The organism is Acinetobacter sp. YH12096 (genome assembly GCF_013419215.1).
GTDB lineage: Bacteria > Pseudomonadota > Gammaproteobacteria > Pseudomonadales > Moraxellaceae > Acinetobacter > Acinetobacter amyesii.
Genome location: NZ_VPAM01000055.1, coordinates 1 through 11,885 on the forward strand (window position 1 = coordinate 1; position 11,885 = coordinate 11,885).

12 protein-coding genes and 4 tRNA genes are annotated in these 11,885 nt (G+C 39.3%); 6 read left to right on the top strand and 10 right to left on the bottom strand.

What is annotated here, in order from left to right; translation table 11 throughout:
- Positions 1-80: 80 nt before the first annotated feature.
- From FTU36_RS15790 to FTU36_RS15805, 4 genes are all read right to left on the bottom strand, one after another.
- Entirely contained in the window at positions 81-590 is a 510-nt protein-coding gene (locus tag FTU36_RS15790) for a hypothetical protein (protein ID WP_180118507.1), read from the bottom strand.
- A gap of 105 nt (positions 591-695) precedes the next feature.
- Positions 696-1,502, bottom strand: coding sequence for an indole-3-glycerol phosphate synthase TrpC (gene trpC, locus FTU36_RS15795; RefSeq protein WP_180118509.1), 807 nt, complete (start codon positions 1,500-1,502; stop codon positions 696-698).
- 16 nt (positions 1,503-1,518) lie between these two features.
- Entirely contained in the window at positions 1,519-2,565 is a 1,047-nt protein-coding gene (trpD, locus tag FTU36_RS15800; protein WP_180118511.1) for an anthranilate phosphoribosyltransferase, read from the bottom strand.
- 18 nt (positions 2,566-2,583) lie between these two features.
- Positions 2,584-3,168, bottom strand: a complete 585-nt coding sequence (locus tag FTU36_RS15805) for an aminodeoxychorismate/anthranilate synthase component II (protein WP_078190263.1) — start codon at positions 3,166-3,168, stop codon at positions 2,584-2,586.
- Positions 3,169-4,056: 888 nt separating this feature from the next.
- On the opposite strand from FTU36_RS15805, the gene glnA reads away from it, so the two are divergent.
- A complete protein-coding gene (gene glnA, locus FTU36_RS15810) occupies positions 4,057-5,472 on the top strand; it encodes a type I glutamate--ammonia ligase (protein WP_171262625.1) in 1,416 nt (471 codons plus the stop codon).
- Positions 5,473-5,568: 96 nt separating this feature from the next.
- Complete coding sequence (locus FTU36_RS15815) at positions 5,569-5,847, top strand: hypothetical protein (RefSeq protein ID WP_180114594.1); 279 nt, start codon at positions 5,569-5,571, stop codon at positions 5,845-5,847.
- Between the two features lie 83 nt (positions 5,848-5,930).
- Here FTU36_RS15815 and FTU36_RS15820 read toward each other — a convergent pair whose 3' ends face one another.
- Positions 5,931-6,845 (bottom strand): polysaccharide deacetylase family protein, encoded by a 915-nt coding sequence (locus tag FTU36_RS15820; protein WP_180118512.1) that lies wholly within the window; start codon positions 6,843-6,845, stop codon positions 5,931-5,933.
- A 203-nt stretch (positions 6,846-7,048) separates the two neighbouring features.
- Here FTU36_RS15820 and FTU36_RS15825 point away from each other — a divergent pair, with 203 nt between their 5' ends.
- From FTU36_RS15825 to FTU36_RS15840, 4 genes are all read left to right on the top strand, one after another.
- Positions 7,049-7,534 carry a chorismate lyase gene (locus FTU36_RS15825; protein ID WP_168379166.1) on the top strand — a complete coding sequence of 162 codons (486 nt, stop codon included), beginning with the start codon at positions 7,049-7,051 and terminating at the stop codon, positions 7,532-7,534.
- A 22-nt stretch (positions 7,535-7,556) separates the two neighbouring features.
- Complete coding sequence (ubiA, locus tag FTU36_RS15830; protein ID WP_180118514.1) at positions 7,557-8,438, top strand: 4-hydroxybenzoate octaprenyltransferase; 882 nt, start codon at positions 7,557-7,559, stop codon at positions 8,436-8,438.
- A gap of 118 nt (positions 8,439-8,556) precedes the next feature.
- The gene (locus tag FTU36_RS15835; RefSeq protein ID WP_180118516.1) at positions 8,557-9,810 is read left to right on the top strand and encodes a prolyl oligopeptidase family serine peptidase; all 1,254 of its coding nucleotides are present in this window, start codon (positions 8,557-8,559) and stop codon (positions 9,808-9,810) included.
- A gap of 135 nt (positions 9,811-9,945) precedes the next feature.
- Positions 9,946-10,206 carry a hypothetical protein gene (locus tag FTU36_RS15840; protein WP_168379169.1) on the top strand — a complete coding sequence of 87 codons (261 nt, stop codon included), beginning with the start codon at positions 9,946-9,948 and terminating at the stop codon, positions 10,204-10,206.
- A 75-nt stretch (positions 10,207-10,281) separates the two neighbouring features.
- On the opposite strand, the gene FTU36_RS15845 is transcribed toward FTU36_RS15840, so the two are convergent.
- From FTU36_RS15845 to FTU36_RS15865, 5 genes are all read right to left on the bottom strand, one after another.
- Positions 10,282-10,764, bottom strand: a complete 483-nt coding sequence (locus FTU36_RS15845) for a DUF2726 domain-containing protein (RefSeq protein WP_218954420.1) — start codon at positions 10,762-10,764, stop codon at positions 10,282-10,284.
- Between the two features lie 22 nt (positions 10,765-10,786).
- Positions 10,787-10,862 (bottom strand) — tRNA-Asn (locus FTU36_RS15850).
- 256 nt (positions 10,863-11,118) lie between these two features.
- Positions 11,119-11,194, bottom strand: a tRNA-Asn gene (locus FTU36_RS15855).
- Positions 11,195-11,411: 217 nt separating this feature from the next.
- Positions 11,412-11,487: transfer RNA gene (locus FTU36_RS15860), tRNA-Asn, on the bottom strand.
- 5 nt (positions 11,488-11,492) lie between these two features.
- Positions 11,493-11,568 (bottom strand) — tRNA-Asn (locus FTU36_RS15865).
- Between the last annotated feature and the right edge of the window lie 317 nt (positions 11,569-11,885).

Genomic DNA, 11,885 nt, shown 5'->3' on the forward strand with positions numbered 1-11,885 from the left:
GAGGATCAGAAAGCTTGTTTGAATCGATGTATTTCATCCGCAGATTATGCACGAATGCTAAGAAATCCGGAGTGCAAATATTAACCAAAAAGAAGATCGTTTTTTGATTTATGAAAGAGATCTAATAAATGAGAATTATCTTTATAAAAAGTCTGTTCAAAATGATTTAATTTTTCCATGGAAATAGGGTGAGATTTGATATTGATTGGTTTTGATAAAGAATTTTTATGTCCTTTAGAAATAGAAAAATAGGCTGAATTTTCAATATTCTTGTTTTTAGTATTGATTGAGAAATTAATGACTATTGGTAAGCCTTGATAACTAATGATTTCAATTTGATTCTTATTGAAAACATAATTTTTGCCCTTTAGCACGTTAGTATTTATATTTGGAAAAATTTGATTTAGGTCAATCTGCGCAGCAATGATGCCTTCGGGCATAGTGGAAATATTAAAGTAGAGGATATGATTTTGGTCAATATGATACGGTGAGCCAGTATACAGAGTTATATTTTTTGCCCAACTTATCTGGTGTATTGAAACCAAGATTAATGAAATGAATAGAAGAGTTGAAGAAATAATCGACTTCATTATTTTTAATTCTCAATTGAATAAAAATTATAAAAAGGATGTGTAATTTTTTAATATGGATGCAAAGGAGAAAAAGGGTGAGCGAACTCACCCTACATATTTCATTTATACTTTATCAGGCACACCAAACAGCTCCTTAAACGCCTGATCAGGACGTGGCTGCTTCATAAAACTTTCACCGACCAAGAAGGCATGAATATCATGTTCTTGCATCATCGCGACATCAGCAGGTGTTGCAATACCGCTTTCTGTCACCAGCAGGCGAGAAGGCTCGAGTAACTTTTTCAAACGTAATGATGTGTTGAGGTCAACATCAAAGGTTTTTAAATTACGATTATTGACGCCAAGTAGACAGTTGTCAGAAAGACGCATTGCACGCTCAAGTTCTTCTTCGTCATGTACTTCAACCAACACGTCGAGATTGTGCTCAAAAGCAGTTTTCGACATTTCTTCGAGTTGTTGATCAGACAAACAAGCCACGATTAATAAAATACAGTCCGCATGTAAAGCGCGTGCTTCAATTACGCCATAAGGATCAATTAAAAAATCTTTACGCAGCGCAGGTAAGTCACAGTTCTTACGTGCAATCTGAATGTTTTCATCGGCACCTTGGAAAAAATCCACATCGGTGAGAACAGACAAACATGCCGCACCAGCATCTTGATACTGCTGCGCAATTTCAGCAGGGTTAAAGTTTTCACGAATGATGCCTTTCGATGGTGATGCCTTTTTAATTTCAGCAATCACCCCCGGACGTTTAGAGCCGAGGTTTTGTGCAAAACCTCGAACGGGTGTAGCTGCTTGAGCTAGCTCTTCGACATCTTTATAGCTACGTTGTTTAAGACGGGCTGCAAATTCTTCTTTTTTACGGTCAACAATTTTACCTAAAATTGTATTGGCGATATCTACCATGATTTGAGTCCTAATCTTAAGCTTCGTATTCTTTTAAAGTTTTCGTAAATTCTGACAAAATGCCCATTTTCTCTAGAGCTTGACCGCCATAGATAATGTCATGTGCTAATGCAACACCTTGTTTATAGCTTTTGGTTAAGCCTGAAACATAAATGCCTGCGCCTGCATTTAGGGCAATCATATTCGCGGCTTTATCACCGAGTGCAGATTTGTTTTTACCTAAAGCATCTTTGATCAATTTTAGACTTTCAGCAGCACTATCTACAGATAGACCCGTTAAGGTTTGCGACTCGATATCTACGGCTTCCGGCTGAATTTCCCATTCAGTGACTTCGCCATCTTTGAGTTCAGCAACATAAGTACTTGATGCAAGGCTAATTTCATCTAAACCGTCTTTTGAATGCACCACCAAGACATGTTCTGCACCGAGTTGTTTTAAAACTTCAGCCATAGGACGACATAATTCTGTAGAGAAAACACCAATCACAAAACGTTTTACGCCGGCCGGATTCGTAAGCGGGCCAAGTAGGTTGAAAATACTACGGAAGCCCAATTCTTTACGTGGACCAGCAGCATATTTCATGGCTTTATGATGATTAGGTGCAAAGAGGAAACCCACACCCATTTCACGAATACAGCGTTCAGTTTGCTGCATGCTTAGGTCAAGGTTAATTCCTGCTTGTTCTAAAAGATCAGAAGAGCCTGATTTTGATGAAACACCACGACCGCCATGTTTAGCAATGGTTGCACCTGCTGCTGCAATGACAAAACTAGACGCAGTAGAAACGTTAAATAAGTTTTGACCATCACCACCTGTACCAACGATATCCACCAAATGTGGCAGATCACTGACATCGATTTTGATCGCAAACTCACGCATTACACGTGCTGCGGCAGTGATTTCATCAATACTTTCACCTTTTTGGCGTAAGCCCATCATGAGTGCGCCAATTTGCGCATCGGTCGCTTCACCTTGCATGATGGTACGCATCACTTCTTCCATTTGAGGTTGAGTGAGTTCAATATTTTTAGTGATGTTATTTAAAGCTTGTTGAATATTCATAATATTTTTTGCACTCGATTAAGCGTAAATTTCTAAGAAGTTTTTAAAGATTTGATGGCCATGTTCACTAAGAATTGATTCAGGGTGAAACTGCACGCCTTCGACAGGCAATGTCTTATGTTTTACGCCCATGATTTCTTCCATCGTGCCATCTTCTTCATTGGTCCAGCAGGTCACTTCTAAACATTCAGGCAAAGTCGCTTGATCAATCACCAAAGAGTGATAACGCGTTGCTGAAAATGGCGAAGGGAGGTTGCTGAAAATGCCTTGATCGCTGTGATACATGTCAGATAAACGACCGTGCATCACTTTTTTAGCGCGAATAATATCGCCGCCAAAAGCTTGTCCTATGGCTTGGTGGCCTAAACACACACCGAGTAAAGGAATTTTTCCCGCAAAGTGTTGAATCGCAGGAATTGAAATACCTGCTTCACTTGGCGAACAAGGGCCAGGACCAATGACTAAATACTTCGGTTGCCATCGCTCGATATCTTCCAATGTCACGGCATCGTTACGTACAACTTTTACTTCCTGATTTAACTCGCCAAAATATTGGACGATGTTGTAGGTAAAAGAGTCATAATTGTCGATCATCAAAAGCATGAGCGTATTAACCTTTGAAATTTATGCACTTAACTGTGCTTAGAATAGTCCGAAATGATTCTAAATAGTTGTATATTGACCCAAATATCGTGTGGATATTTTAAATAGAAAAATAGTGAAATATTTAGAATGCAGTCAATCATAGCAAATATTATTCAATTTCTGCTGAACAATTTCGCCAAAGTTCATCGCAACTGAAATCATTTCAGCAAATTATCGACTTATAAATTTAGGATTTAAGTTGAACAAAGCAATAGGCTGAATTTAAGTGTTTAAAATGTGTTCAATTGATATTTTAAAAAGATCTGCTTACTGTCGTTAAAAATTGCAATTCAGGCTCTAGCTGGAAAAATATGAACCGTTTTGAAGCAAAATCACCAAAATGGAGCACAATTAATGCAAAGGTAGATTGATCAAAATTAAAACAAAATGGTTAAATCTACTTCAAAAAAAGAGTGCTTTAAGGGCTCAAAAAACCTAAATATCGATCATGAATATAGTGATTACGCTGGTATTTTTCCATCTAGAACTAGCTAAACCATTAGTTTCTATCGTATTTAAATTCGACCTTAAAGCTTGAATAAAATCCTAATAATTTTATCGTTGAAAGCGATTAATCATTTTGGTGCATACTGGTGCAAAACCAAGTTGCACTATTTTGATACACCTGCGAGAAGTTTTTAAACAAAAGTGATGAAGAGTGGCTGAATATGGTGCATTTACTGTTACACACAGTATAATAGTCGAAAAGCAAGGAGCTAAAATCTTCTATTCTGATAAGGAATTCAGTATTTTAGCTTAGCTTTTAAAAGTTGGTACGGTAATTGCTTAATAACTACCAACTACTAACACGCACTTCAGTGTGCACAAAAAAATCATCGGAGCAAAATGAGCATGGCGAACAAGGTCCTTCAACTCATCCAAGAAAGTGGCGCAAAATGGGTCGATTTTCGCTTTACTGATACTAAGGGTAAAGAACAACACGTAACTTACCCAGCAGATTCAATCGACGAAGATACGTTTGAAGATGGCAAAATGTTTGATGGTTCTTCAATTGCTGGTTGGAAAGGCATTGAAGCATCTGACATGATCTTACGTCCAGATGCAGAAACTGGTTTTATCGACCCGTTCTTTGCAGAAGCTACAGTTGTTGTGACTTGTGACGTTATCGAACCTTCAACTGGTCAAGGTTATGAACGTGACCCACGCTCTATTGCTCGCCGTGCGGAAGAATACCTAAAATCAACTGGTATCGGTGATACTGCTTTCTTTGGTCCAGAACCAGAATTCTTCGTTTTTGACGAAGTAAAATGGGACATCGATATGTCTGGCGCGCGTCACACATTAATCGCTGAAGAAGCTGCTTGGTCTACTGGTAAAGATTACGAAGCGGGTAACTCTGGTCACCGTCCACGTGTGAAAGGTGGTTACTTCCCAGTTCCTCCTGTAGATTCTTCACAAGATATGCGTGCAGATATGTGTGCAAAAATTGAAGACATCATGGGCCCAGGTCGTGTAGAAGTACATCACCACGAAGTTGCATCTTGCCAGCTTGAAATCGGTGTAAGCTTCAACACTATGGTTCGTAAAGCGGACGAAGTACAACAGTTCAAATATGCTGTTTGGAACGTTGCTCACCAATATGCTAAAACTGCTACGTTTATGCCTAAACCAATGGTTGGCGATAACGGTTCTGGTATGCACGTTCACATGTCGATCTCTAAAGACGGCAAGAACTTGTTTGCTGGTGATGAATACGCTGGTCTTTCAGAAATGGCGTTATACTTCATTGGTGGTGTGATCAAACATGCTCGTTCATTGAACGCAATCACAAACCCTTCGACTAACTCGTACAAACGTTTAGTTCCACATTTTGAAGCACCGATTATGCTTGCTTACTCAGCACGTAACCGTTCAGCTTCTATTCGTATTCCTTACGTTTCTAGCCCGAAAGGCAAACGTATCGAAGCACGTTTCCCAGATCCAATGATGAACCCGTACTTAGGTTTCGCTGCACTTCTTATGGCTGGTCTTGATGGTATTCAAAACAAGATCCACCCAGGTGAAGCTGCTGACAAGAACTTGTACGACCTTCCTCCTGAAGAAGAAGCTAAAATCCCTACAGTGGCTCATAGCCTAGATATGGCGCTTGAAGCGCTTGCTGCGGATCATGATTACCTTCTTAAAGGTGGTGTGTTCACTAAAGAAATGCTTGATGCCTACATCGAACTTAAAACTGAAGAAGTTCGTCGTCTTAACACGACTACTCACCCAGTTGAATTCGACATGTACTACAGCTTGTAATTCTGTACAGAATTTCACTGTAAAAAGACCCGCCTTGTGCGGGTTTTTTTATGGAATGGGTTAAGATAAAGCAAAGAGTTGAATGAATATCTAAACATGGCAAAACCACGTAAAAAACATACCGGTTTTTTTCCTTGGATTGATCCATCGGATCAGGCAAAGGGATTTAAACTCAACTTTTCAGAAGTGACTTATTTGGAAGTGGGACGGACAGTTGAAGGTTATAAGCAGGCTCAATTTGTCGAACTGAAAAACCCAGAGTTGGCATTGGAGTTTGATTACCCTGAAAGTTTTTATATTACGACCGAAGGGCTGGTGCTGATTAAAACGCCGCAAGGCAAGTTTGAAGCCATTGCAAAGACAGATAACTTTTAATTCAACACGATAATATTGAACTGAAAAAATGACCTACAACGTTGCAGGTCATTTTTATTGAATATCCAGTAATTCACCAACCGTCATTGCAAACCATGCTGTTTTAGATTATCGATTTCATAAGGCGCATCTTCGGCGGGGTAGCGTAAGTTTTCGAATCCTTTTGTTTTGGCAATCGACCAAATCACACTTTCACCCGCAGGGATGTTTTGGCTGCGCTGTGCATATAGTGGGTCTTGTAGGGCGTCTGCTGCTGAAATAAATGTCCAGCCATGCTGCTGAAAGGCGGTAATGAGATCTTTTAAAAATGCGGCATTAATAGCATTTACATGTAAAAGTAAAACATGCTGTGGCGAACGATTTATGGTGAGCTGGGCAAGTTGGTCATAATAATCTGCTCGGTGAAGCAAGTGAGCAATATACGCTTGTTTTAGTCGGTCTAATTTGTCCTGATCTTGCTGTTTGGCATAGTCGAGATATTTTCGATTATATAACCAGTCACTGGCATCAATACTTACTCCGCCAATGCGATATTGATGCTGCGCTAACCATTGATAGACAGCATCACGTTTTTCAGCGCTATTACCTTCTTTTAAAAATGGATAACGGTAGATACGTGTGTAATTCGGCAGCGTTTTAAATATGGTATCCGCCTGTTCAATGCTGTGCAGATAATCTTGTACAGTGACATTTTCTTTATTCAGGTTTTGGTGCGATGCGCTGTGATTGCCAATCAGATGGCCGGATTGTCCCCACGCTTGAATCAGTTGCTTGCCTTGATAATCACCAATTTTAATCAGGCTCGGAAAAACAATACTTTTGATTTGTTGATCATGCAGATGCTTTAAAATTTGAGCATTGATTTGTTCCGCTTGTGCGTTAAACGCTGGATTTAATCCATCATCAAAACTCAGCGCAAGAGATTTTGCTTGAGCCGTGATATTGGTACAAAGTAAAACAAGAAAAATAAAAACATGTAGCGGGTTATATGGAAACATTATGTTGGTGTAATTCAGTTGTTATCCACGACATCATACTGTGTAAGTGAGGTTTGTGTTGATTGCAAATGTAATGAAGTACTTAAGCCGTTTTGGTTTTGCTCATTTTACTTAAAACAAGCTATTGCGCATGAAAAACGATGTTGAGTTGGTTACACTAAGGATTCGCTATACTCAGCAAAAGCTTATAAGGGAAATGAAATATGCAGCGTCAAGCATGTGAAATGCGGGATAAAAGAATGTCTCCTGAATTAAGAACATGGTTGTATGCTTCGGGTTCATTAACCCAACAATTAACAGATTTTGCCCAAGGTGTATTTAAAGTTGAGCCGAGTATTGAGCAATTTCAACGCATGACGCTTCAAGATGCACAGTGGCTGAAAATGCCAATACAGCACACAGCTTGGGTACGTGAAAGTTATTTATATGGCTGTGAAGCTGAGCCGTGGGTCAAGGCAAAAAGTATATTTCCAATCCTTAGCATACAAGGGCGTGCGCGGATTTTTCAGCATATTGGTAAAAAACCCATCGGACATTTTTTATTTCAGCGTACCAATCCGAAGTGCGAGCGGCGTGTATTGTGGCTAGACGATGGTTGGACACGTCAGAGCTGTTATACTTGGCATGGTTGTAAATTTATTGTTCAGGAAACTTTTTTAGAAAGTTTTGAGCAATATTTGCAGAAATAACATTACCAGATGAAGGACAGTCATGGCCGTGGTGCAACAGATTACTTGGCAGCAGCGTTTAGAAGCTTATTACTATTTATGTCGCTTCGATAAGCCAATTGGCACGGAACTGGTTTTTTGGCCAACCATGTGGGCACTGTGGATTGCTAATCAAGGAGCACCGCAATTCAGTATTTTGATTCCCATGATTTTGGGCACGATATTTATGCGTGCAGCAGGTTGTGCGATTAATGACTTTGCTGACCGTAAAGTCGATGGTGCTGTGGAAAGAACCAAACATCGTCCTTTAGCCACTGGAGTGATTAGCGCTAAAGAAGCCATATATGTATTCTTGATCTTGGTGCTTGCTAGCGCATGTATGTTGTTCTTTTTACCGATAGAAACTTTTTATTGGTCCTTTGGGGCATTGTTTTTAGCGTTCATTTATCCCTTTATGAAACGCTACACGCATCTGCCACAAGTATTTTTAGGCGCGGCATTTTCATGGTCGATTCCTATGGCTTATACCGCTGTGGGGCAAACACCTGATTTAACTTGTTGGTTATTGTACTTTGGTAATTTGGCATGGACTGTTGCGTATGACACACAATATGCCATTACTGACCGTGAATATGATTTGAAAATTGGCGTGAAATCGACTGCGATTTTATTTGGTAAATACGATATTGAAATCATTTCTTTATTACAGGCGCTAAGTATTGTACTGATTGGTTCTGCGTTGTATTTAGAAGATCTCTTGATGCCATTTGGTTTAGTTGCAATGTTGGCTGTGGCTGCCGATTTTATTTACCAATGGACTAAAACCAGAGGCCGTGATCCGCAGTTATGTTTTTGGTCGTTTCGCCATAACCGCTGGGTAGGGCTTATGATTTTTATTGGAATTTTCATGGCCCTGACGCTTTAATGTCATTGATCTGAAACTTTTTAAAATGAACTAAAGCATCCTATTCGGGTGCTTTTTTTATGCTTAATTTAAAGATCTCATATGAGAAAAACGTAATAACAAGAAAAGGAAATCAACAATGCAAATGTATTTGAAGAAAAGTCTAATTACTGTTTTATGTTCGTCCGTGCTTTTGCTATCAGCCTGTGGCGATAGTGATGATCGTTCTGAATTTGTATTTACACAGCATTATGTATCGGATGAGCCTTATAGCAAAGACACTATTTTGGATGCAAGTAAGGTGCGTGTAATGACGTTTAAAATGCCAAATGTGCAAGACAAAAGAGTCAATGCAACAGCAATGGTATTTTATCCATCTACACCCAAACCTGCAGATGGTTGGCGTGTAGTAGTTTGGGAACATGGTACTGTGGGAAGTGGTGACTCTTGTGCACCAAGTTTAAATTCGTTAAATCCAAGATTTAAGGCAATGGCTGAAAGTTTACTTAAAGAAGGATACGTAATTTTAGCACCGGATTATGAGGGCTTGGGTACACCGGGCATTCATACCTATTTACATTTAGAAAGTGCAGCTAAGTCTGCGCAATATGCGGTTAAAGCTTTACAGCAGCATTTAGGTAAAGACATGCATGGCGACTGGATGTCAGTAGGTCAATCCCAAGGTGGTCATGCATCCTTAGGGACAGCGGAATTTGCAAACGGAGATAATCACTATAGGGGCGCTGTTGCTGCTGCACCTGCATCAAGTTTAGGCTATATCATTAAAGAAATTGCACCAGTAGCGATTGCAAGATTGGCTGCTGCAGAAAATATACCAGATAGCGGCGTCGCAAAAGGTACAGCGGCAAAGGTGTATTCTGAGCTCTTAGCTTATGCTGCGTATGTTGCAATAGGGATTAAAGCCTACGAACCAAGATTTGACTACAATGCTATATTTGAAACACGCTCTCAACCTTGGGTGGCAAAGGCGGAAGGGAGTACAGGGGAAAATGGCTTATGTCTTACGCCACTCATGGAGGAATTTGAGGCAGATATTAATAATTTTATAGCGAGTAATGTTGGTAAAACAGCCACAGACTACCCTGGGTTAACGGCAAATTTCCAAGAGAATGCAGAAATTGCTAAATTCTTAACGATTAATCAACCCGCAACAAGGCATATTGATAAACCAGTGCTAATTATCCAAGGTCAATTGGATGCGGCAGTACCTTATCAAGTTACACAGGCTTTAGCTGAAAACTTAAAATTAAATTTAAAGTCTGATGTGACCTTTGAATTGGTGCCTGAGGCCTCTCATACTCAAGCAATTGTTTTACGTAATCAGATGCTTGTAGATTTTATTAAACAGCATATGCCAACCACTAAATCTTAATTTGTACTCCAAAAAAAAGCCTTGGATTGTTCCAAGGCTTTTTATGAATAGGCAAAATGTGTTGTATAGACTTGAGCGAATTTTGTTTTTTGCTATATTGGGCGTCGAATTATTTATGTAAATGAAAGAATCGTTATGTCTGAAGTTAAGCCAAAGCCCAATACCAAAAAGATGATCATTTTGATGGCACTTGGGCTATTGATTCCTATATTTTTGGTCAGTATGGCTTTTCTTGCAGTCAATAGTGATGCCAAAAACCAAGAAAAATATAAGCAACAACAAGCTGAAATGATTGAGCGCATTAAAGCTAAAGAAGCCCAAGATGAGGCTTTGGCTGCTGAGGCTGACCAAGCAGTATCAGAAGTGCTGGCTGCTCAAGAGTCAAATGCTCAATAAAATTCTGTTTACATTATCGATGTGAATGCAATGCGCATTCACTCAATGTTTGATTTTGATTTACGTATTTTACAACTATTTATTTACATCATGCCTGAGCGTGTGAACTGTTGGAATACTGGTGTAGCGGATTACACGGTAGCCCGCTTCTTCAAGCATTGCATCACGTTCAGCATCTTCTTGCTCTTTGCCTATATGACTAGGGTCATCCAGTTCGATAATCACAAGCACATTATAAGTTTGGTCAAGTATGACAAAATCAGTGACTTTTCGATTAAATCTATTCCTAATTTTATAATTTTGATTGGTGATCAGTGCGCTAAAAGCCACTTGGGCTAAAATGTGGTAGTTCGGAAATGCTTCATTTAAACGATGAAACATCTTACTTTCAAAGGCAGTGATTACACGACGTGGGAAAAACTTTTGTTTGCTTCTAAACAGTCTCGGAAAGACTAAGCAGACAAGTGCAAAAGTTGCCAAGCAACCAATAATAAAAAATATGAACTGACTGAGATCTGGCACGGAATAAACTACATATATGAAAAAAGCCCACGTCATGATGCGTGGGCTTTTTAGAATTTGGCTCTCCAACCTGGGCTCGAACCAGGGACCTGCGGATTAACAGTCCGTCGCTCTACCGACTGAGCTATTGGAGAATCTGCACGCATTCTATGGGGTAAATGCAGTGAGGTCAAGTCGGAATTGCAAAAAATAAGAAAATTTAGGCTGAATGTATTAAATATAAACACCTTTAATATAAAGTGTTTTTAAAACTTAAGCTTTGATAATTGCTTCTAATGTGGAAGGAGAGGTCGGTGAATAGCTTAGGTTATAGAGCAAGTTATACTTATCTTAAAACAAAAGTCAGAGCATAAAAAAAGCCCACGACATAATGCGTGGGCTTTTAGAATTTGGCTCTCCAACCTGGGCTCGAACCAGGGACCTGCGGATTAACAGTCCGTCGCTCTACCGACTGAGCTATTGGAGAATCTGAAGTGGATTCTAAAGATGTATGGGAGGGTGGTCAAGCCTGATTTAAATAAAATACTTAAAAATCAAATTAAGTGTTTTAAAAATAGTCGAATCAGACAACTTGGTACATATACGGATACTTTTTAGGAAAGCAAAAACAAAAAAGTAGGTATGCTTTGTTAAATATCAGGCAATAAAAAACCCACTTCGCAATGAGTGGGCTTTTTAGAATCTGGCTCTTCCACCTGGGCTCGAACCAGGGACCTGCGGATTAACAGTCCGTCGCTCTACCGACTGAGCTATGGAAGAATAGATGGCTCTCCAACCTGGGCTCGAACCAGGGACCTGCGGATTAACAGTCCGTCGCTCTACCGACTGAGCTATTGGAGAATCTGATAGCGCATTTTAGGGATGAAAATTAAATCCGTCAATAAGAATATATAAATATTCAATCTAGATGGTTTTTATCTGAACAAAAGTATAAGCTATTGATTAAATAAGAAACTATTTTTACTAAGGGAATATTTTATGGCTCATAAATGCTTCATATCATTTAAGACCCAAGATATAGAATATAAGAAATAGATCTCTTTCATAAATCAAAAAACGATCTTCTTTTTGGTTAATATTTGCACTCCGGATTTCTTAGCATTCGTGCATAATCTGCGGATGAAATACATCGATTCAAACAAGCTTTCTGATCCTCA